Annotated in this window: 17 protein-coding genes; 3 read left to right on the forward strand and 14 right to left on the reverse strand. The window is 50.5% G+C overall.

The window, feature by feature from the left end:
* The 3 genes from BQ7397_RS00980 to BQ7397_RS00990 all read right to left on the reverse strand — a co-directional run.
* On the reverse strand, positions 1–1,700 hold a 1,700-nt coding region (locus tag BQ7397_RS00980; protein ID WP_144019945.1), incomplete at its 3' end, for a hypothetical protein.
* An 87-nt stretch (positions 1,701–1,787) separates the two neighbouring features.
* Positions 1,788–6,953 (reverse strand): hypothetical protein, encoded by a 5,166-nt coding sequence (locus BQ7397_RS09055; protein ID WP_144019946.1) that lies wholly within the window; start codon positions 6,951–6,953, stop codon positions 1,788–1,790.
* A gap of 336 nt (positions 6,954–7,289) precedes the next feature.
* Positions 7,290–7,778: a prolyl-tRNA synthetase associated domain-containing protein gene (locus BQ7397_RS00990; protein WP_077074331.1), complete on the reverse strand. Its 489-nt coding sequence runs from the start codon at positions 7,776–7,778 to the stop codon at positions 7,290–7,292.
* A 127-nt stretch (positions 7,779–7,905) separates the two neighbouring features.
* Between BQ7397_RS00990 and BQ7397_RS00995 the strand changes: the two genes are divergently transcribed.
* Positions 7,906–9,072: an iron-containing alcohol dehydrogenase gene (locus BQ7397_RS00995; protein WP_077074332.1), complete on the forward strand. Its 1,167-nt coding sequence runs from the start codon at positions 7,906–7,908 to the stop codon at positions 9,070–9,072.
* Positions 9,073–9,145: 73 nt separating this feature from the next.
* Here BQ7397_RS00995 and BQ7397_RS01000 read toward each other — a convergent pair whose 3' ends face one another.
* The 9 genes from BQ7397_RS01000 to BQ7397_RS01040 all read right to left on the reverse strand — a co-directional run bounded on the left by BQ7397_RS01000 (position 9,146) and on the right by BQ7397_RS01040 (position 18,508).
* Positions 9,146–9,358 carry a hypothetical protein gene (locus tag BQ7397_RS01000; protein ID WP_077074333.1) on the reverse strand — a complete coding sequence of 71 codons (213 nt, stop codon included), beginning with the start codon at positions 9,356–9,358 and terminating at the stop codon, positions 9,146–9,148.
* Positions 9,359–9,436: 78 nt separating this feature from the next.
* Complete coding sequence (gltX, locus tag BQ7397_RS01005; RefSeq protein WP_077074334.1) at positions 9,437–10,915, reverse strand: glutamate--tRNA ligase; 1,479 nt, start codon at positions 10,913–10,915, stop codon at positions 9,437–9,439.
* Positions 10,916–10,924: 9 nt separating this feature from the next.
* Positions 10,925–11,644: a PHP domain-containing protein gene (locus BQ7397_RS01010; RefSeq protein ID WP_077074335.1), complete on the reverse strand. Its 720-nt coding sequence runs from the start codon at positions 11,642–11,644 to the stop codon at positions 10,925–10,927.
* Positions 11,645–11,792: 148 nt separating this feature from the next.
* Positions 11,793–12,551 carry an SDR family oxidoreductase gene (locus tag BQ7397_RS01015; RefSeq protein WP_077074336.1) on the reverse strand — a complete coding sequence of 253 codons (759 nt, stop codon included), beginning with the start codon at positions 12,549–12,551 and terminating at the stop codon, positions 11,793–11,795.
* A 164-nt stretch (positions 12,552–12,715) separates the two neighbouring features.
* Positions 12,716–14,290: an S-layer homology domain-containing protein gene (locus BQ7397_RS01020; protein ID WP_077074337.1), complete on the reverse strand. Its 1,575-nt coding sequence runs from the start codon at positions 14,288–14,290 to the stop codon at positions 12,716–12,718.
* 116 nt (positions 14,291–14,406) lie between these two features.
* Positions 14,407–16,074, reverse strand: coding sequence for a proline--tRNA ligase (gene proS, locus BQ7397_RS01025; protein ID WP_077074338.1), 1,668 nt, complete (start codon positions 16,072–16,074; stop codon positions 14,407–14,409).
* Positions 16,075–16,083: 9 nt separating this feature from the next.
* Complete coding sequence (locus tag BQ7397_RS01030; protein WP_077074339.1) at positions 16,084–16,488, reverse strand: FMN-binding protein; 405 nt, start codon at positions 16,486–16,488, stop codon at positions 16,084–16,086.
* Positions 16,489–16,585: 97 nt separating this feature from the next.
* The gene (locus tag BQ7397_RS01035; protein WP_077074340.1) at positions 16,586–17,611 is read right to left on the reverse strand and encodes a LacI family DNA-binding transcriptional regulator; all 1,026 of its coding nucleotides are present in this window, start codon (positions 17,609–17,611) and stop codon (positions 16,586–16,588) included.
* 9 nt (positions 17,612–17,620) lie between these two features.
* The gene (locus BQ7397_RS01040) at positions 17,621–18,508 is read right to left on the reverse strand and encodes a diacylglycerol/lipid kinase family protein (protein ID WP_077074341.1); all 888 of its coding nucleotides are present in this window, start codon (positions 18,506–18,508) and stop codon (positions 17,621–17,623) included.
* A gap of 105 nt (positions 18,509–18,613) precedes the next feature.
* Here BQ7397_RS01040 and BQ7397_RS01045 point away from each other — a divergent pair, with 105 nt between their 5' ends.
* On the forward strand, positions 18,614–18,856 hold the full coding sequence (locus tag BQ7397_RS01045; RefSeq protein WP_077074342.1) for a hypothetical protein: 243 nt from the start codon (positions 18,614–18,616) through the stop codon (positions 18,854–18,856).
* A gap of 34 nt (positions 18,857–18,890) precedes the next feature.
* On the opposite strand, the gene BQ7397_RS01050 is transcribed toward BQ7397_RS01045, so the two are convergent.
* Both BQ7397_RS01050 and BQ7397_RS01055 read right to left on the reverse strand, forming a co-directional pair.
* Positions 18,891–19,385, reverse strand: a complete 495-nt coding sequence (locus BQ7397_RS01050) for a hypothetical protein (RefSeq protein WP_077074343.1) — start codon at positions 19,383–19,385, stop codon at positions 18,891–18,893.
* Positions 19,386–19,400: 15 nt separating this feature from the next.
* Entirely contained in the window at positions 19,401–19,961 is a 561-nt protein-coding gene (locus tag BQ7397_RS01055) for a YtxH domain-containing protein (protein WP_077074344.1), read from the reverse strand.
* Between the two features lie 98 nt (positions 19,962–20,059).
* Between BQ7397_RS01055 and BQ7397_RS01060 the strand changes: the two genes are divergently transcribed.
* Positions 20,060–20,857, forward strand: a complete 798-nt coding sequence (locus BQ7397_RS01060) for a histidinol-phosphatase HisJ family protein (RefSeq protein WP_159435149.1) — start codon at positions 20,060–20,062, stop codon at positions 20,855–20,857.
* Positions 20,858–21,038: the final 181 nt, after the last annotated feature.

Below are 21,038 nucleotides of genomic sequence, written 5' to 3' on the forward strand. Positions count from 1 at the left end.
ACTTTGACTTCGAAGACGCCGTCGGGAAGTTTGGTTCCCGGGGTGATTTCTTGGCCGTTGGTGATGAACTTAGCCGTGTAGACGGATTTGTCGACGACGGTTTCGGTACCTGCCGGGATGGCGGGGTTATAGCCGTTGGCTTTGGTGGTTTTTGCATCGGCGACGTTGATGGTCGGTGCGGTGACTTTTTCCCACTTGCTGCCTTTTTTGACGAGGGCGGAGATGACTTGTTGTTCGGTCTTGTCGCCCAGGGTCAGGCTGCCTTTGGCTTTGTCGGCATCGGCGACTTTGAAGGCGACGATGACGTACTGCGTCTTGTCGACGGTTTTGCCTTCATCGTCTTTGGTCGGAACGTTTTTGTCGTCCGGGTTGGTCGGATCGTCCGGTTTGTCCGGAACGTAAGGAATCACGGTTTCGTTGGAATATTTATCCGTATAAGTCGCATTATAAGTCGCCGTGTCTACGGCAGTCGCATCTGTCGGTACAGCGGGGTTCCATTTATCGAAGACCTTGCTTGGATCCGGAGTACTTTGAGCGTCTAATGCGACGGGTTTCAGTTTGGCGATTTCCGCTTTTAAGCTTTCGTTGTCATACTTTACGCCGTCTTTGACGTCGATGACTTTGACCTTTTCACCGGAGTCGTTGAAGCGACCGTTCACAGCGGCTGTTTGACCTTCTGCGGGTTGATTGGCATTAAAGGTCAGTCGCTTGTAGCCCTTGGGGACCGGCGGATACTCGCCGTTATCTCTATCGGGGACGAGAACGTCGGGTTCGTACCGCAGGCTGATAGTGGCATTTTTCTTGGGGTCGGGATCGGAAATGGACAAGGTGTATTCCTTGTTGTCGATGGTGACTTTTTCACCATTTACTTTTCCATCTACCTTATAGGCCACGCCGCTTTCTGCTGCATTTAAATCGTCTTCGTCAATTTGTCCCACAGTCTTTTTAAGATCTCGCATATTGACGGTGGCGGATTCTGCCGGTAAGGGCATAGCGACGTCGGTTAAGTTGTCCGAGGTGATGTTGGGCATGGTGCTGCCTTGAGCGGGCATATTTTCAGCCGCCAAGGGTTTTCCATAGGGATCCACGTACTTCACATCTACCATGGAGTTGGCCAGCTCCGTCAGATCGATTGTAAAGCTTAACTTTCCCATTTGACCTGTGGACGAACTCGTGGCGAATTGAACTCGGACACTAATACCTTGATCATATTCGGTTTCAATGGAGGCATTGCCTACCATGGTTCCATCGGTGGGCCAACCCACGGTAAATTCTTGGGTACCGTCTTTAGTAATGGTCGCAAAGTCTTGAACGACGTGTTCTTGTCCATCTGAGGTATTCCAACGGGCGGTAATTTTAAATTCACCATTGGGAAGGGCGGACCAGTCAAAGTCATTTGACCCTAAACCTGTTGTGTTTACGGTAATTTCGGTGTCCGGATTGCCGGGTGCCTTGACGGGTGCTCCGGCACGGAAAAATCCGGAGCCTCGTTTGGCTTGCGACTTCACCGCCGTCTTTTTACCTGTTTGCGGTACCGTAAAGTTAAAGATTTCTTTTTTCCCCTTAACCACGCCTTTTAATTCCGTTGTTTGTGCTTTGGGGGCCAGAGCCGCGCCGGCTGCAAGTACAGCGCTGTCAAAGCTTGTAAACAACATGACAAAAGCAAGGAGCAGGGAAAGCCATCTTTTACTTGTTTTCATGTTTCCTCCTTTCCGGGGGGCCGAAGCCGTCCCGGTTTCCTTTTTTCTTTCTTCTGTTTTTTGCCGATTTCTCTAAACGATGTTTTCCTACTTAATGAGGCATTTGTAGGGGTTGGTGACGTAGGTCTTGACGCCTTGGTCCTGTCCTTCTTGGCAGGTTCCCGAAATAACCAGGACGTCGCCGGATTGCAACTTATAGCCGTTACCGAAGGATGCTTTCACAAAGGTTCCCTTCGTCGGTACTTTCACTGTAACATCAGCACCTCTATCGGAACCGTCGGCGCCCAGGACCTTAATGGTCACGTCAGAGTTATCTCTATCGGCGGTCACCTTCATAAATTTTCTGCCTGCCCGTTGGCCTTTAATTTTAACCAATAATTGGTAGGTCTTTTGGTAGTCGACCGTCTTTACCGTCTCGTTGCCGAATTCGTCTACTGCGGTAATGGTAATGGTAGGATCTTTTCCTTCATTCACCGCTTGTCTTAAGATGGTGTTCAACAGATCGGCTTTGATCGTTGTTTCACCTTTGGTAACTTCGTAGTCAAATTCGTTCGTTTCCGTCATGCCTTGGTAGGCTACCTTCACGTGAACTTGGCGGCCTTCGGGGATTTCCGAAAGAACGGCGGTTAAGTCGATAAAGCGTCTGAATTTTTCATCTGTGGCTTTTGCAGGGTTAATTTCCGGGCCGGCGGCGTCGATCTTGACGTAGTTTCTGCCCGCTACGTCGGTTCCGCCAATGGCATTATCGCCATCTTTATTGGATGCGGAAGGAAGCATATCCGGTTGCTTGGACACGATGCGAATGATGTCGTCATTGGTAACACCGTCCAGAGGAATGGTCTTGGTTTGTCCCAAGGTGTCGGTACTTTCCATGGTGGTCTTACCGACGTCAACCCACTTGTTGTTGGCCTTATCCCACTTTTGTGCCACGTATTCCGTGCCGGGGGTGGGCTTGTTTAAGGTGGGGTTGGGAATGTCGAATTCCACGACGGGTTTGCCGTCTTGGGCATTGGGCACTTGTTTCATTCGATCCACCGGAGCGGAGGTGCCCTTTTCGTTAATGGTTACACGGCCTTCCGGACCTTCGATGTCTTTGCCGGCTTTTTCAACCACGTACTTGGCGACAATGTCTTGGCCTGCCTTTCCTGTCAGATTCAGGGTGCTGATAATTAACTTACCTGCATCGTCTCCGATACCTTCTTTGGCTGTAAGGTCGCCACCGTCATAGCTGCCGTCGGATTGTTTTGCAAGTACGACTTCCGTACCGTCGGCGACGGTGAGCTTAATGGCTTTGATTCCGGCGTTCTTTTCCGCTTCGCCCCAAGTGAGCTTGGCTTTAGTGTCGGTGTCATAGACATTGCTAAAGGCGGGCTTCGGAATATCCAGCGGCGTGGATGTGTTCCAAATGGTGTAGCCGGTCACTTCGTCCGTTCCATGACGATCGACGGTTGCAGACTTTCTGGATGTTGCGGAAGTATAGGCGTCAACATCGATGCTGTAGGCTTGGTTCTTCGCCAAGGGGTCGCCGTAAGGATTGCCTGCGTTTTCGTGTAAGTTCTTGGGCGCATTGGGATCCACCGTGGCGGCGGAGCCTTGCAAACGAAGGTAGGTCTTTAAGCCTAAATCGCCCCAGTTGGGTACTTTGAAGTTCTTGTAGGCATCTTCCATACCTGCGGGAACGACTGCCGATACATAGGACATCCGTTGGCCTAATTCGTCAAAGCCGGGCAGCTTCCACGTTAAGGTTTGATCCGTGCCGTCCCAATCTTTTAAGCCTGCATCGCCTAAGGGATAGTAGTTGGCGTTTTGGTGGACGGTCGGTGTACCGTAGTTCGTGACCGCTGTCCGTCTTAAAAGACCGATCTTTGCGGCTTTTTTCTTAGCAACATCAACGTTGTCCACGTACTTGCCATACGTACCTTGGGTCAGATCAATGTTCTTATAAGAGGCTACCACATTGATGTCGAAGAAGGGCCGGTAATTGGCGTAGAGGTGAATGTCCTTACCTTCTTCAATGGCTTTTTTGATTTCCGTGTAGCTCTTGTCAACATCTTGAGGACTTACGGCTACGGAATAGCCATTTGGTATATAATATGTGTTTTGAAGTTTGTTCAGGTCTTTCAACCATTCGGTTTTTTGCGGAATTCGCTTGGTTCCATTGGCCACAAGGCCTTGGGTAATTTCCCCGATCCGTTCATTGTTGTTCCCTGCAGCAAATTCAGAAGTAGCATCGTTCGTGTATCTCTTTGTAGTCCAACCTATGAAAGAGTTTTCCGGAATATTAAAGGTCTTGGCCTTGGTGTCGGTTACTTTATCTATTTCTGCTTGTTCGCCGGTCACGGGCACCTTGGGCAATTGTTTAATAATCAGGTTCCCCTTCATCTTAGACAAGGTGGCGCTGGAAACGGCGTCCAGAATCTTGTCGGTCTTGTCAATATCGGAAATAACAAGAGGTACCGTTATTGTTGTTTCAGCCTTGGGGTCGGCGGTGTTGTTGGAGTGAAGGATCAAGTTGATGCCTTCGCCGTAAACGGCATAGACCGTGCGGTTTTTGTCGATGGGCGAGTTGGCGTCAAAGATATAAGCTTCATTTTCGGCATTGGCCCAGTCGCCGGTTTCCTTAACAATTTTGTTGACGTCTTTCAGAGCGTTGAATTGTTCGGCTATGCTTTCATCCGCTTTGTCTACTAACTTCACGGTGGTCCAACCTAAAAGCTTCTTGCCTTGGGGGACGTTGATGTCGTACTTGTCGGGCATTTGTCTTAGCTTGAGCGCTTCTTTTTCAGCCTTGGCAATGGCGGCATCTTGGTTGTTGATGTCGTAAACTTTGCCGTCGTGATTTAACACGTTTTGGAAAGTTCTCTCGACTTCTTTTCCATCTATTGTTTCTTTTACTTTTACTGTTTTTGCATTTTCATTGACTTTGACATTGTCGCCTTCAAAGCCCGATGCTTTATAGTTGGCATTGGCTTGACCTGTTTCAATGTCGACAGCATATTCTTTACTTAATGGAGCAATTTTTCCAATAACATCTTTGTTGTCTTTTGATTTTACTCCATTAAGGTCGAAGTTGACTTTTGCCTGTACTTGTTCAACAACTGCCGGTTTTGATTCTTCTGCAAGAATATCGACATTTGTGTTTGTGAAAAGTAGAGGCATGTCTCTCTTCAGTTCAGGCATTGTAAATGTTCTCGGCGTTGTGCCGTCTGCTTGATTACCGGGCTTCGTCGTATCGAATTCATAACCTTTTGACTTAACATTGTTTACCACAACGTCTATTCTTGAGTCATCTTTGTTTGAAGTGTTACCCGGCTTTGCAATAATTGTTTGTACTTTTTGATCAGCCTTAGATTTTCTAATATTTACTTCAGCATTTTCGTAGGCTGTACGACCGGTGATGTTTTTATCTCCTAAGAAAATTTCATCAACGTCCGGTTTTTGGAATGTTGTTGTAACAGTTCCTGCTGAGTAAGTTCCTTGCCAGTCAAGAACGATTGGGTTTTTGTCTACTACATAATTAGCTTTATAAAATGTTGGTTCATTCTTGAAGTGCAGGGTTGCTTCTCCACCATCCGGATAGTTACCATATAAATATAGTTCTGTGCCGGCTTTTAATGTCATAGCCATGCCATTTTGTACAGTGTATTCATAGGCTAAACCCTTGTCTACGTTTAAGAAGTTTGAGCCTAGGAACATTTCAGTACCCATACCTCTAATTCCAAGACGCATCTCTCTATTACGTGATTTAGCTGAATTTCCAATCAAGCCAGCACCATAAGCAGTCTTAAAGTCAATCTTGATTTTATCGCCTGCATTTAGTGTTACGTCTTTTGTTAGTTTAAAGGTGTACTTATATTGTCCTGAAGCATTATCTGTTATTATTGTGGAGTAGAATGGGAAGTATTGAAGTCCATCATTTCCACCTAACAATTTATCCACTTTATCTGTATCTACATAGTATCTAACTGTCGTACCTTGACCGTTATTTAAAAGTGATTCAACCCCATCCAGCCAAGAATCAAGCGGTTGGTTTGTAGTAAGGTTCGTTTTTATACCTGCTTGTGCTTCAGCATCTCTATTGAAATCACTTGCGGCAACTTGTATGAAACCAAGGTCTGAACCTGGAAGGAAATTGATGTTCTCCTTTAATACTGCAACAGAACCTGTAGATGTAGGTTCTCCATTTGCATCCAGTCTACCACTTGTAGGAAGTCCATTGTTTGATGTCGAGAATATATGGGCGATCGTTCCCGAAGCATCTTTCGCCTTTAGCACCTCGAAGAATCTCTTGTCTACCGTTTGTCTATAGCCAAGCTTTCTTCCGTAAAGTTCATTGTTTGTAATGGCCACCTTGTTATAACGATGTCTTACTTCGATATAGCCCTTTTCCTTGTTATATAATACAGAAGATCCTGCAGCTCTAAAAGCTCTATCTGGAGTTACTGACGCACGTATTTCTCTTAAAAGATTTTGTTCGTAGTTATGCTTTAAAGGAACTATAGATGAGAAAGTATACGTTGAATAGTTACCTTTACCGGAACCTGCATCAGCGTAGCAAGCAACTTGTTTCTTATCTCTAGCCAACATCCTTATTTGAACTAAAGGTTCCTTTTTAAAGGAGTCTACACTTTGTCCTTCTTTTAATACTAGGTTTATTGGAACTTCATTAAGGGCAGCTGTAGTGCCTGTATTTCTATTATCTGCTATGTTTACTTCTTTTACGTTGACTGAACCGGCATCAGTAATTGTTGTATCACCAAAAGGTGTTATTGCTTTGTAAGCAAGGTCGTCGTGGTACCATCCAACATTTGATCCGGCTGACACACCCTTATAGATGCCGGTTTCTGTGTCGTTCCAGTCTACCATATCGTCAAAGCTATCTTCTAACTTCATTTGCATGACATGCCAAACACCTGTACCAACCTTGTCAAACTTTCTCATCGTAAGTCTGATTACAGTCCGTCCGTCAGGTCTTATGAAGTAGCCTCCGTAACCTATCATTGGGTTTTTCATTGGTTCAGCTAGTGTAGATACTTCACTTAAGTATTGTTTTTCAGCTAGTGGCCAAAAGTTTTTACCCTTTAGGTTTTCTTCTTTCAAGGTCCAATCGGTGGTTTGGGTGGTTTCCTTCCCCGTCGTCGGATCTTGCGCCTTGAAGGTCTCAGCAAAGGCATTTATGGGCAGGGTCCCGGCGACCATAATGGCAGCCAAGAGCCCGGCAGTGATTTGCTTTTGCATCTGCTTAACGTTCATAGCTTCCTCCTTTAATACATTCTTAGTGACGCCGTACATCTTTTCGTTGCCAAACGCACTTCCTTTCTTCGTTCCTTACTTAATCGCTTCCTTGCTACATCATCACAGATAGATACATTTTTATTTTATCACTACTTCTCTTTTTTATCTATGTGAAATGACAGTTATTTCCTATATCTAGAGATTATTTTTTTCTCTTCTAAGATGAAAAGTAAAATGTTTGTGGAATCGCTGTTTTCACACAAAAAAATCGAGCAAGCGAAATGCTTACTCGGTTAAGTCCAACTTTATGGGGTCACTCTAATGGAACCTGCCCGATTTTTTCTTTTCTTCTCTTTAAATGGATACGACGTGAACGGGGTTGCCGGCCTCTTCGATAAGTTTAATTAAATCCTCGGCTTTGAGCCACACGGTGGCGGTGTTGTCGTTGGGGTGGATGCCGATGATGCCGCCGTTTTTGGTAAATTGTCTGTCCAAATAGAAGTGCACGGCGTGTTCGGCGTCGTTTAAGAGACCGAAGGGGCTCACGGCGCCGGTTTCCAGGTCGAGTTTTTCTTTCAGGTCCTGTTCTTTTCCGAAGGAGAGGCGGCGGGTGTTGTGTTTTTCTTTAAATTGCTTCAGATCCACGCGCTTGTCGCCGAAGACGGTGATGAGGTAGTAGTTTTTCTTTTTGTCGTCGCGAACGAAGAGGTTTTTGGCATCGCGGCCCGGGTAGAGGAGGTCCACTTTGCCCAGCTCTTCCATGTTCATGACGGCTTCGTGTTCGGTGACTTCGTAGGGGATGTTTTTTTCGTCTAAAAAGTTATAAATGTCTTGTTTGTTCATGATGTCCTCCTTTGTTTTTTGATTTATACCCATTCGGCGGCTCCCGTCACGGGTTTATTTTCCGCGTTCGACCGTTCCGCCTTTGGGTATAATTATAAAAGTAGTTACTTGTATGACAGGAGGCATTATGGATAATTTTATTTTTTCGGTACCGACGACGATTTTTTTCGGTGATAATCAGGTGCGGGCTTTTGCCGATGCGGTGAAGTCTTACGGGGACAAGGCTCTGATCGTTTTCGGCGGCGGCTCCGTTAAGAAAAACGGCATTTACGACGAGGTCACCACGGCGCTTCACGCCGCCGGTGTCGATACGGTGGATCACGGTGGCATCGAACCGAATCCGCGCGTTGAAAGCGTGCGGGCGGGGATCGACCGTGTCAAAAAGGAAGGGGTGGATGTGATCCTGGCCATAGGCGGCGGCTCCACCATCGACGCGTCGAAGCTGATAGCAGCGGGGGCGCTGACGCCGGCGGATCCCTGGAAGATCGTCATCGGCGAGGCGAAGGTGACCGACGCTCTGCCTCTGTGTTCGGTGCTCACCCTGGCGGCCACCGGCTCTGAAATGGATCAGGGATCTGTCATTACGAATCCCGACACGAAGGAAAAGCTTGGTTGGGGCAGCCCGAAGGTGCTTCCCAAGGCGAGCCTGTTGAACCCGGCCTACACGACGACGGTCAATGCGTATCACACGGCGGCGGGCACGGCGGACATTATGAGCCACACCATGGAAAATTATTTTTCCGTGGACGACAGTGCCTATGTTCAGGATTCTATGGCGGAAGGGATTTTAAGAGCTTGCCTCCACGCCGGTCCCGCGGCGATAAAAGACGGCGGGGATATAGAGGCTCGGGCCAATTTAATGTGGGCCTCCAGCTGGGCCATTAACGGGCTCCTCCGAAAGGGCAAGGCTCAGGCCTGGAGCGTGCATCCCATGGAACACGAGCTTTCCGCTTTCTACGACATTACCCACGGGGTAGGTCTTGCGATTTTGACGCCGCGCTGGCTCAGTCACGTGTTAAGCGCCAAGACCGCGTCGAAGATCGCCCGCTTCGGCCGCCGGGTCTTCGACATTCGTACGGAGGACGATGTGGATGCGGCAAATGAAGCCATCGAGGCGCTCTACGATTTCTTCGTAGCCATGGGGATTCCCATGAGTCTGAAGGAAGTGGGCATCGGCGAGGAACATTTGGCGGAAATGGCCAAGGCCTGTGTCGACCACGCCGGCGGCGTCGTCCGCGGCTTTGTGGATCTACACGAGGACGATGTGCTGGCCATCTACAAGGCTTGTTTATAAGCAATAAAAGAAGCTGCTCGCGAGGGCAGCTTTTTTTGTTGGGAAAATCACGGTAGGGGCTTCGTTTCTATTTTCATTTTTCAAGGGCAGCTTTCAATTCATCCATGGTCCTATAGCCGAGAACATGATCGTCGGCGGCGATTCTTCTTCCCTCTTCCATGGCGGAAAAGGTCTCCGGATTCGGTCGATTAAATGTCGAATCGCCGATTTTCGAACAAGTTACATTGCGCTCGTCGATAGTTGCAGGTGCCTTTATTCTTTCTCGATTCGTCTGTTTCTCCACCATCTCATCTCCTTTTCTATCAGTATATCACGGCTTTTTCGCTTCGCCCCACACAAAAACCGCGGCCTTCGCCGCGGCTTTTTATTTTCTGTAGCTCTTTGCTTTTTCGATGCGTTTTAAGATTTCGTCTTTGCCCAAGAGGTAGATGATGTTGGACAGATCCGGGCCGTGGACGTTGCCGGTCATGGCGGCACGGGCGGGCATGTAGAGGTTTTTGCCTTTCACGCCGCTCGCCTTTTGCACTTGCTTCATGAGCTTGCCCGCTTCTTCAAGGGAGATGGCATCCATCCCTTTCAGAATTTCTTCCAGTCCTTCCAGCACGGCGGGTGCCGATTCGGAATTGATTTGCTCCAGGGCGGCATCCTCGGTGACCTCGTAATCGTCGAAGAGGAAGCCGCATTCCTCGGGGACTTGCTCCAGGCGGTCCAGGCCGTCTTGAATGGTTTCCATTAAAACGCGGTAGCGCTCGGGATTTTTGTCCACGTCGGCTTTCGTAAACAGGCCGGCCTTTTCGATATAGGGCATGGCCATGTCGAGAAGCTCGTCGGCGGAGAGCTCTTTCATGTAGTGGCTGTTGATCCAGTCCAGCTTCTTGACATCAAATACGCCGCCGGTTCGGGCGATGCGCTTGGTGTCGAAGGCTTGGATGAGTTCGTCCATGGAGAAGATTTCCTGATTGTCTTCCGGGGACCAGCCCACGAGGGCCAGGTAGTTCACCAGGCCTTCCGGCAGGTAGCCGTGGCCCTTAAAGTCTTCCACGGACACGTCGCCTTGGCGCTTGGAGAGCTTTTTGTGATCCTTGTTTAAGACGCCGGGCAGGTGAATGTAGGTGGGTACCTCCCATCCCAAGGCTTGGTACAGGTACACGTGCTTGGGCGTGGAGGGCAGCCACTCTTCCCCGCGGATGATGTGGGTGATGCCCATGAGGTGGTCGTCTACGACGACGGCCATGTGGTAGGTGGGGAAGCCGTCGCTTTTCATAAGGACCTGATCGTCCATTTCGTTGGTGTTTATGGTGATCTTGCCCCGGGCTTCGTCCATAAAGCTGATGTCTTCGTCGTGGGGCAGCTTTAAGCGCACCACGTATTCTTCGCCCTTGGCGATGCGCTCTTTGGCTTCTTCCATGGAAATGGAGCGGCAGAGGCCGTCGTAGCGAGGCACTTGGCCTTTGATTTTTTGGCCTTCCCGCAAATTGTCCAGCCGCTCCTTGGTGCAGAAGCAGTAGTAGGCGTGGCCCGTTTCCAGGAGCTGATTCACGTATTTTTTGTAGATGTCCAATCGTTTGGATTGGATATAGGGGCCTCGGTCCCCTTCTTCCACGACCTTGCCGTCCTTCATCATGACGCCCTCGTCGATTTCAAGGCCCGCCCAGTTCAGGGAGCGGATCAGATTTTCGATGGCGCCTTCTACGAAGCGGGTTCGGTCCGTGTCTTCGATGCGGAGCAGAAATTTTCCGCCCTTTTGTCTCGCGTATAGGTAGTTATATACGGCGGTTCTCAGGCCGCCGATGTGCAGATACCCCGTGGGTGATGGGGCAAAGCGCACCCGTACATTGTCCATACTTCCTCCTTATTTGTCCATTAGGGTAAACGCCTGTAGGATCTTCTCCGTGTCCCAGGTGTTTACGATCAGTTCCTCCGGATAGTCCATCTCTTCGATCAGCCCGCGGGCCAAATCGAAATGGCCGACGTCTACGTCCATATGGGCGTCGCTTCCCACGATGATTTTCATCTTTTTCTCTTTTCCCAAAGACAGCAGCTTGAGCAAATTCTCTCTGGCGCCGATCCGCGGCCCGTTGACCTTCAGCGACGAATTATTCACTTCGCAAAACAGATCCCGCTCCACGATAAAATCGCTGAGGCGCTCGTAGTCCAGCGGATAGCGGGCATCGTCGGGATGACCGATGATCTGAACGGCCGGATGCTTACAGGCGTTGATGATGGCGTCGGTGTTGCTTTTTTCATCCAAGGGCGTAAAGCACTGCTTGTGCAGGCTGACGATGGCGTAATCGACCCTCTGCCGGTCCATGTCGATGTCGATGGTGCCGTCTACGTCGATAATATTGGCTTCGACGCCGCACAAGAGCACGATGCCGTCCAGCACGCGGGGCAGGGCCATGTAGTTGCCGAAGACGGCGTTACTTGCTACGCCGCGCATGGCTTTGGCGTGGTCGCTGGTGCCCATGATGCGCAGGCCGACGGTCTTTGCGACGGCGATGTTTTCTCTTATGGTCGAATAGGCATGTCCGGAGGCCACGGTATGCGTGTGTAAATCGATTGATAAATCCATATTGCCTCCCTCCTTAACGTTACTATTATAGCATAGGCTTTTGGAGTGAACAAAAAAGTTATGGGCAATCTATGTCTATCTGCGGCGGCGATATTTTCGGGCAAGAAAAAAAGCCCAAGCCCGCAGGCTGAGCTTTCTTTGAAAATTTTTAGATGCCGGTCAATCCGCCGTCGGAAACTAAAATCGTGCCGTTAATATTGGAGGCTTCGTCCGATGCCAAAAAGAGAATGTCTTCGGCGATTTCTTCGGGCATGGCCAACATTTTATTGACATTGGCGCCCCGTTGAACGACTTCCATGCCTTTTTCGTCCACGTCGCTTAAATTTTGCAGAATTTCCGTTTGGATTCCCGCCGGCGCCACGGCGTTGCAGCGAATGCCGTCGTTGCCGTACATGGCCGCCGTGTTTCTCACGAGACCGTTAATGGCGTGCTTGGACATGGTGTAGGCGACGCCGGCCTTGCCGCCGCGATTGCCCGCAATGGACGAGGTAGCGACGATGGCGCCGCCGCCCTTCATCAGGGGAATGGCGGCTTTAAACACTCTGAAATTGCCTTTAACATTGGTGCTGTAGATGCGGTCGAAGGTTTCCTCGTCGCAGTGGGTCACGGGCTCGAACTTGTCCATGACGCCGGCATTGGCGATTAAAATATCCAGCTTGTCGTTTTCTTCCTTCACGCGGTCGAAGGCCTTGGCCACATCCTCCGTCTTGCCTACGTCGCAAACCAAGGGAATGACGACGCCGGCATATCCCGCCTGTTCCACTTCCCTTTGCAGCTCTTCCAGGCGTTCTTTTCTTCTGGCTACGGCATAGACCTTGCCGCCTTGCTTCGCCGCGAGAACGGCGGCCGCCCGCCCGACACCGGACGATGCACCGGTAATGACTAAGACTTTATTTTCAAATTTCATCTGCTCGCCTCCTTTGTGAAAACAATTCGATTTCTTTCATTATATTGTATATACATTTTTTCGTTTTTGCAAGTCTTTTCGTATAATCTCTAATTTAACGAAAAATTTTTTTAGCTCGCTTTCCCGCACAAAAAAAGAAGCCCGAAGGCTTCCTTTCTTTTGCTCTATTGGGGTTGCCCCGTGGCTTCTAAAATATCGTAGTAGCTCCACATTTTTTTGTTTACGTCTTTAAAGGGATTGCTTCCGTAGGTATCCAGGAAGGCTTTGTCCGGCGTGCGGCTCAGGGCCTTGTTCAGTGCCGTGCAAACCTCTTGGCGTGTGATTTTCGCCGAGGGAGCGAAGCGCCCCTTGCCCTTGCCGCTCATCAGTCCCGCTTCCTGAACGGCGCCGATATAGCCCTTGGCCCAGTGATTGGACTTCACGTCGGTAAAGGACGTGCCCGCCGTCGGCGTCAGATTGGCGTAGGCGGCGAGGATGCGGGCAAATTCCGCCCGTGTAATGGATTGATGGGGCTTGAAGGTGCCGTCCTTGTAGCCGGAAATCAGTCCCCGCTTTTCCATATAGCCCACGGAGGCGGCGAACCATTGGCTGTCGTCCACGTCTTTAAAGGAGGTGAAGCCGGCCAATTCTTTCTTGCCGCTGGCGACGCGGGCAAAGACCGCCGAGACCTCCGCCCGGGTCATGGCTTTTTTCGGCAGGAATTTGCCGTTGGGGTAGCCCGAGAAATAGGCGGGCCGCGCCACCTTCATGGCTTCGGCCAAGGTGTTTTCCGCACCGGCGATTTCTGTGCCGTCGGCGTTGTCCTTGGCGAGGATAAATTGCCCCGTGGCCACGGCGGCATTGACCTGCAGCTGCGCCAGCTTTTCTCTTCCGCTCATGTTGACAGAGCTGAGGACGCGCAGGTAGTCGTCGATTTTCGTCTTATTTTGCGCGGTGGCAGACGACGAATTCGTCGTCGGGTTCTTTTTCACCACGGCCCGCACTTCGTCTTCCCCGGCCTTGGTCTTAAAGATAAAGGTCAGTTCGCTTCCTTCCGGTTGGGGATTGATGACCACGGCGAAGCGGCCGTCTTTTTCGGCGACGGTAGTGCCGATCAAAGTCTTGCCCCGATAGACGCGGACGCCGGCATTGGAGACGGCTTTTCCCGTGAGAGTATTGTCGCCGGGCTTAATGGGATCCACGGTAAATTTATATCCGGAAGGGGCTGTCCCGGGAGTTTGTCCGGAGGGCACCGCCGGTATGGCCTGTCCCTTGTCGCTGGTGACATTTTTTTGAATGGAACGGTTCTTGCCCTTATTATCTACCAAGGCGATGACGTAGGACATGGACACGTGGTTCACGTTTTTTACGCCCTTTTTAAATTTGCCGCTGAGCTTCAGGGTAAAATTCGGGCGGTTCAGGGCCTTGATATCGGGAATGACCAAAGTCACGATCTCTTGCTTGGAGCTGTCGGTTTTCGTGGACATAAGACGGTAGTCGTTGTCCGCCAGGTCGCCGACGAAAATGGCTTTGTCGATGTGGATGGTCTTATCCACGCGAAAGGACATGGAAAATGTCTTTAAATCATTCTTGTAATTGTCCGGCAAAACGACATTTAATTCCATGCCGTAGCCGTCCCCTGCTTTTTGATTGTAGGTCAGGGGAAGATTCAGTTGAGTTTCAACATCTTTCGCGGCAAAAACCGCCGTGGACGCAAAAATCATTAACAAGGCCAAAAGGGTGCATAGGCTTTTCTTCATAGAATCCCTCCTTATATCTATTATAAACCAAGGAAAGGGCGGACGCCGTTACGATTTTATAACAGATTGGCCATTTCTCGGGAAAAGAAAAAACCTCGCTCTCGCGAGGTCTTTTGCTATTCGTTTATTAGTTCCACGATGCGGCGAAGGGCATCTTCCGCCGGAAGCTTTTCCATGTCGCCGCCGCGGCGTTTAAATTCCACGACGCCTTCCGCGGCTTCCTTGCCTACGGTGAGCTGCAGCGGAATGCCTAAAAGGTCGCGGTCTTTAAATTTGACGCCGGCACGCTCGTTGCGGTCGTCGCAGAGGACGCCGATGCCTTCATCACGAAGGGCGTTGTAAAGCTTATCGGCCAGGGCCACCTGCTCTTCTTTTTTCACATTGACCACGGTAAGGGCCACGTCGAAGGGGCCGATGTGAAGGGGGAAGGCCGGTCCGTCGTCGTCCCGATGGTTTTCCAAGAGGGCCGCCAGGAGGGCGCCGGTGCGCCAGGTGGCTCCGCCTATAATATAGGGGGCTTCCTTGCCTTCGTCGTTTAAGAAGCGCACGTTCATGGCTTCGGAAAAGGCCGTGGAGGGCTTTCTGATCCGCGCCACTTCAAAGGCCGTGGTAAATTCGTAGGCATCGCCCGAGGGGGACAGATCCCCTTCGCGCACGTCCAAGAGGTCTTCGGCGATTTCGCCTTCGAAATCCCGGCCGTAGTTGACGTTTTTTTTATGGTAGTCTTCCTTGTTGGCGCCCACCACCATATTGTCGATAAAGGTGACGGAGCGGTCCACAATGATCCGCGCCTTATCCCCGAGACCCACGGGCCCGGTAAAACCGGGGAAGGTACCCATTTCCAAAATGGTCTCTTCGTCGAGCATGTCGATTTGATCGGCGTCGACGCCTAAGTATTTTTCGAGCTTCTTTTGATTCAGATCCCGATCGCCGGGCACGAAGACGAAGACGGGCTCGCCATCGATACGCAGATCCACCGCTTTCGTACAGCGGGCGGGTTCTACGCCGATCATGTCGCTTAAATCTTTAATGGTGCGGGCATCGGGGGTGTGAATGTCCTCCGCCTCTTTCGGCTCCTGTCCTTCGGGAACCGGGTAGCGAATGGGAGCTTCGTCCATTAAAAAGGCCGCAGCTCCGTCCAGGGCCACGCTGTCTTTATAATTATCCGCCGTAGCGTAATAGATGATGTAATCGTCTTGATCCACGACGCAAAAATCGATGCCCAGGTCGTTCAAAAGCTTTTCCGCCCGGCTCTTCGCTTCGTCAAAAAAGGCCTGTGCCGCCTCTTCGTCGCCGTCGAAGCGCATGCCGTCCACAACGCGCATGCCGCGCCCGTCGGCGAGGCCCAATCCGGGCTTTTGCACGTCGCTGTAGCGATTGGCTTTTTCGTATAAAAAGAGGGGAAGCTGCTTGTAGCTCTTCAGCTCTCCGTCGACGAAGGACAGGAAGGCTTCCTCGGATTCCGGCGCCAGTACCGCCTGGCGGTTGGTGCGATCCGCCACCTTATACATGGCGCTGCCGTAGCTGTCCCAGCGACCGCTTCGCTCCCACAGGGTGCGGGGTTGAAGGGCGCACAAAGCCACGGGGAGCCCGCCCTCGAAAAATTCATCCTCTAAACGCTTTTCGATGGCTTCCGACAAAGCCAGGCCATAGGGCAATAGGGAATAGAGCCCGACGCCTACTTCCCGAGCCATGCCGGAGCGAAGCATCCACTTGTGGGCTTCGGTGCGGGCATCTGCCGGGGCTTCCCGCAGGGTAGGTAAGTAATACTGTGAAAGTTTCATTAAGGCCTCCTATTCCGCTTGTCGAATGCAATTTCTTACCGCTTCCATAAAGCCGTAGGATGCTTCCGTGGCACCGGAGACCGTATCCACATCCGCCGATTGCTTTCGAAGGACCTCATCCTCCAAACGATCGAAGGCATCCTCCGAGACACCGACGTTTTCATTATGTTCGACTACATTGACGCGATCGATAAAGCCGTCACGAACACGCAGCTCCACTTGAATGTCGCCCTGCATGCCCCGCCCGGCGGAGACATAGCTGCCGTCTTTTAATAAATGTCTGCCCTCTTGCCTCGATTCCACCGCTTGGTTCTGTTTTGCTTCGGCAACCGGCTCCTCGGCGCTGTAGCTGACGGAAGAGCCGCAGCCGGTGAGCGCGAGACAACAGACCAAACTCACAGCGAGTTTTTTCAATGGAAATACTCCTTATCTATATGAATCAATCAATTATCTGCTATTTCCATTATAACCGATTTTCCACCATATGTGGGGGTGTTCTGTCTTTTAACCACTATTTTTTGTGATTTAAGTCTACCACGCTTTGTCGCTTAATAATTTCCACGGGCAGGAGAATCATTTCCTCGCCCTTGTCCGGATTTTTCTTGTCCAGCATTTTAAAGAGCTTGCGAATGGCCACGGCGCCGATATCGTAATAGGGCTCCTTCACCGTGGTGAGCTTGGGACGGTAAATATCCGACAGGGCACTTCCGCCGAAGCCGGCGAAGGACATGTCGTCGGGGATGCTCATGCCGTGATCCCGCATGACGTTCATGAGATGGATGGCCATGAGGTCTTGGCTGCAGAAGAGAACGGAGTACTTGCCGCCTCTCAGCTCTTCCTCGTGTTCCTCAAACAGCTCCAGGGCATCTTTTTCTTCCAGGCCCTCGGAGTAAAGGATGGAGGGCTTCAGCCCCGCCGCCCGCATGGCGTCGCGGTAGCCGCGAATCTTGTATTTTTCGTTGGTGCGGTCCATGTCCTTTCGCATGGCCACGTAGCCGATGGATTGGTGACCTAAATTGATCAGGTAGTCGGTCATGTTGTAGGACGCCGCCTTGTTGTTAATGGTCACCGTGGGCGCCTCGTCCACATTGTAGAAGCGATTGATGACGACGCAGGGAATTTTAAATTCGTCCAGCTTGTAGAGGAGCTTTTGATTTAAAATTTCCGAAATAATAATGATCCCTTCCACTTGCTTTTGGCTGAAGAGATTGGCAAATTTGATTTCGATTTCGGGATCGTCGTAGGACGAGGAGAGGAGAATGTCGTAATTATACATGCGCCCGATTTCTTCCACGCCGCGAAGGACCTGGGAGACGTATTGGTTGCCGATATCGGAAACGATGACGCCGATAATATTGCTCTTCTTCGTGACCAGACTCCGCGCCACCTCGTTGGGCTTATAGTCCAAGACGCCGATGGCGTGCAGCACGCGCCGGCGAGCCTCGGGGCTCACGGGCTTGGAGTCGTTAATCACGCGGGAAACCGTGGAAATGGACACGTCCGCCATTTTTGCTACATCTTTAATGGTCGATGCCATAAAATCCTCCTATTTTGTAATGAGTTGAACGGCGCCCGGCACCACTTCAATGGTTTGTGGCAGGCAGGGACCCTTTTCGCCGTCAATGTCCACGTGCATGGCTTTGTCTGCACGCAGCGTAATCTTTTTTCCGTGGCGATAAATGAAATGATCGTGATCGAGATGCTTTCCCATGCCGATGGTGCGAAACAGCTCAAAGACCTTGGCCATGCTCATCTCTTCGATGACCGTCAGCTCCAGCAGGCCGTCTCTGACATCGGCTTCGGGAGAGATTTTCGCAAAGCCGCCGACGCTGTTGGAATTGGATACCATGACCATCATCGCCTTCGTGTCGATATGCTCGCCGTCGCAATCGATGTGGACGTCGAAGCCGTTTTTTAAAAAATCCTTCTCGCGAAACATGCGAAAGCCCTCGGCGTAATAGGCAAGCCTGCCCACGGCGGATTTCGCCTCGTCGGGAACGCTGTAGCCGATTTCGGAAAAGGCGCCGACGGCACAGACGTTAATAAAGGCACTGTCGCCGCAAAGGCCGATGTCCACTGCGCTCTTCTTCCCGTAAACCACCATGGTATAAAAGTCGTAGGGATCCTTGGGGATGCCCATGGACTCGGCAAAGTCGTTGACCGTGCCCGCCGGGTAAATGGCCAGAGGCGTTTCTCTTTTTGCATCGTAAAGCCCGGAGACCACCTCGTTGAGTGTGCCGTCGCCGCCCATGGAGATGATGCAGTCCTCCCCGTCGTCGGTGGCGGCAAAGGCCCGTGCATCTCCCGCTTTTTGCGTAAAGTTAAGTAATACGGATGTGCCCTTTGAGGAAAAGGGAACGATGAGCTTTTTTATGATCTCCACGGCCCCTTCCCTGCCGCTGGAAGGATTGGCGATGATCTTAATCTTTTTCATTAACTACCTCCGTCTCCTTATTATACGCCATGGCGAACGATACCACAAAGAGGAAATCAAATTTTTAACACAAAACGCCTTCGGAAAATTTTTCCGGGAAAACAGGTGGCGGAAGACAGAGCGAAGGATGCTCGACGCGTTTTTTCTCCTTCTCGCCCGATTTCCTCCGCGGCAAAGGGTAATGATCGGGAAAATAAAATGGATTTTCCCGAAACGGTGTTTTTCAAAATAATCGGCAAGCGTTTGTTTTTTTCTCGCCCGGCAATGTTTAAGGTACGCTTTTTTACACGGCTTTTATTTTTTTCTAACGACCTTCATTTATACTTGAGGCGTCGTTTCGGGCAATAAAAAAAGCGGCCGAAGCCGCTTCTTTCGTTTTCTGTTACCGCGTGCTCAATACATCCCGCAAAGCCTCCAGCACCTCGCGCATAATGTAGAAGTAATCTACGACATTGTTGGCGTTGAAAGAAATGGTCTTTGCCGTGTCCGAAATGGAATCGGATACCACATCGGCGGTGTTTTTTAATTTTAAGGACGTTTGGTCCACGGTGCGCGCCACGCTGTCGACGGTGCCTGTGACATCGCCTACCGTTGCCGCAATCTTTTCTACCTCCGGCTTTACCACTTCTACCATTTCCGTGGCTTCGGTGGTCAGACGCGATGCGTTGGACGAGATAATGGTGACATTATCCGTAATCGTCGGAAGCTTTTGCATGGTATCGTCGATGACGGCTTCGTGGGCCTCCAATTTTGTCTTGACGACCTTTAAAATGCCGGCGACGTTTTTCAGGGTGATCATTAAAAAGACCAGTGCCCCGATTCCCGCAAGATAAAGTAAAAAGCGCAAGAGGTCGTGTAAATTAATCATGGTGTCCATTGTGACCTCCGTGCTCTACTTGTTTTTCTTTTCGTCTTTTACTACCTTTTCGGATTTCTTTTCGGCATCCTTTGCTGCTTTAGCGATCTTGTCGGCACTGTCTTCCACTTGATTCTTTGCCTCTTTCGCTTGATCCTTGGCTTCTTCGCCTACTTCCTTGGCGGCGTCTCCGATGGCCTTGGCGGAATCCTTTAATTCGGCCTTCACATTGGTGCCTTCTTCGCGGACGATTTCACCGATGGCTTTGGCCTTGGCTTTTGCGATTTCCGCATCGTCGCGAACCTCGTCGGCCTTAATGGCGGCGCGAAGTTTTAAGTCGTCATAGGTATCTTGAACAGCTTGTTGTGCTTCATAGGCGCGGACGGATAATTCGTCTGCCGTGTCTAATGCCACGTCCTTGGCGTTTTCTGCCAATTCTCTGGATCGATCGGCGATATCCTCGCGGGTCTTTTTGCCGCTTTGAGGAGCAAATAAAAGACCGGCTGCGGCACCGACGAAGGCACCTAAGGCAAATTTACGAGCCCGTTCTTCTCTTAAATAGCGTTCGCGTTCTCTTCTTCCAAAATCAAATATCATAGTCAACCTCCAAAATATAAGTTACTATTGTACATGTACCCAAGCTTTGAAAAAATATGCATTATTCATTAAAATTCTCATTCGGAAAGGAGAATCCCTTGCTCATCGATTCACACAGCCACACCCGCTTTTCCTTCGACTCCAATGCCGACTGCGAGGAAAATATTCTCGCGGCCGTCGATGCCGGCCTCGACGGCCTGGCCTTTACGGATCACATCGACCGGGTGGACGGCCCCTTGGACAATACCTTCGACTTCGACGAGTACTTCCTGACCCTTCTTCCCTTAAAGGCGCGCTACAAAAATAAAATCCGACTGCTCCTCGGCGCGGAAATGGGCTTTAATTTAAAGAAAAATGATTGGATCGAGGATGCCATGACCGACGATCGCTTCGATTTTTTTATCGGCTCCCTCCACACCTTAGACGATAAGGACGTGGCCTCCGCCATGAGAAACAGCGCCGGGGATTTACGCTCCTATTATAAGGCCTATTACGACGCCATGGTGGCCGCCGTGGAAAACACATCGGGCTTCCACGTCTTGGGCCACGTGGATTACTTGGACCGCTACGTGCCGGACAAATCCGCCATTCCGCCCTTTGCCTTTTACCGGGATCAGGTGGCGGCGGTGCTGGAATTTTTAATTCGGCGGGATTTGGTTTTGGAATACAACACGGCGGGCAAGTACAAGGGCCTGAGCTACGGCAATCCGAAAAAAGAAATCCTCGCCCTTTACAGAGATCTCGGAGGAAAAAACATCTGCCTCTCCTCCGACGCCCACAGGTCGGAGCACATCGGCCGGGATTTTTCGTCGGCGAAGGATTATTTGCTGAGTCTTGGCTTTACCCACATCCGTTATTTTGAAAAGAAGGTGCCCACGGACGCGCCCCTGGCGTAATTTAATTTCCTTTTTACAAAAGGACAACGCCGGAAAAACATTGGGGCCCTATACTGATGATGGAAATAGGAAGGGACTTGCGATCCCGTTCAGTTTTCATTTCTTACTCCCTTATATAAAAAGGCGGCGCCCGGCGTCGCTTTTTTATTTGCAAAACTCGGCGATTAAATATACAATCTAC

Origin of the sequence: Aedoeadaptatus urinae, assembly GCF_900155585.1 — a bacterium.
Taxonomy (GTDB): domain Bacteria; phylum Bacillota; class Clostridia; order Tissierellales; family Peptoniphilaceae; genus Aedoeadaptatus; species Aedoeadaptatus urinae.

Bases quoted from the DNA above. Each gene is read 5' to 3' on its own strand.
- proS (WP_077074338.1), bottom strand. From the start codon at position 16,074: ATGAAACTTTCACAGTATTACTTACCTACCCTGCGGGAAGCCCCGGCA.
- BQ7397_RS09055 (WP_144019946.1), bottom strand. From the start codon at position 6,953: ATGAACGTTAAGCAGATGCAAAAGCAAATCACTGCCGGGCTCTTGGCT.
- BQ7397_RS01050 (WP_077074343.1), bottom strand. From the start codon at position 19,385: ATGGACACCATGATTAATTTACACGACCTCTTGCGCTTTTTACTTTAT.
- BQ7397_RS01040 (WP_077074341.1), bottom strand. From the start codon at position 18,508: ATGAAAAAGATTAAGATCATCGCCAATCCTTCCAGCGGCAGGGAAGGG.
- BQ7397_RS00990 (WP_077074331.1), bottom strand. From the start codon at position 7,778: ATGAACAAACAAGACATTTATAACTTTTTAGACGAAAAAAACATCCCC.
- BQ7397_RS01055 (WP_077074344.1), bottom strand. From the start codon at position 19,961: ATGATATTTGATTTTGGAAGAAGAGAACGCGAACGCTATTTAAGAGAA.
- BQ7397_RS01010 (WP_077074335.1), bottom strand. From the start codon at position 11,644: ATGGATTTATCAATCGATTTACACACGCATACCGTGGCCTCCGGACAT.
- gltX (WP_077074334.1), bottom strand. From the start codon at position 10,915: ATGGACAATGTACGGGTGCGCTTTGCCCCATCACCCACGGGGTATCTG.
- BQ7397_RS01000 (WP_077074333.1), bottom strand. From the start codon at position 9,358: ATGGTGGAGAAACAGACGAATCGAGAAAGAATAAAGGCACCTGCAACT.
- BQ7397_RS00995 (WP_077074332.1), top strand. From the start codon at position 7,906: ATGGATAATTTTATTTTTTCGGTACCGACGACGATTTTTTTCGGTGAT.
- BQ7397_RS01035 (WP_077074340.1), bottom strand. From the start codon at position 17,611: ATGGCATCGACCATTAAAGATGTAGCAAAAATGGCGGACGTGTCCATT.
- BQ7397_RS01020 (WP_077074337.1), bottom strand. From the start codon at position 14,290: ATGAAGAAAAGCCTATGCACCCTTTTGGCCTTGTTAATGATTTTTGCG.
- BQ7397_RS01015 (WP_077074336.1), bottom strand. From the start codon at position 12,551: ATGAAATTTGAAAATAAAGTCTTAGTCATTACCGGTGCATCGTCCGGT.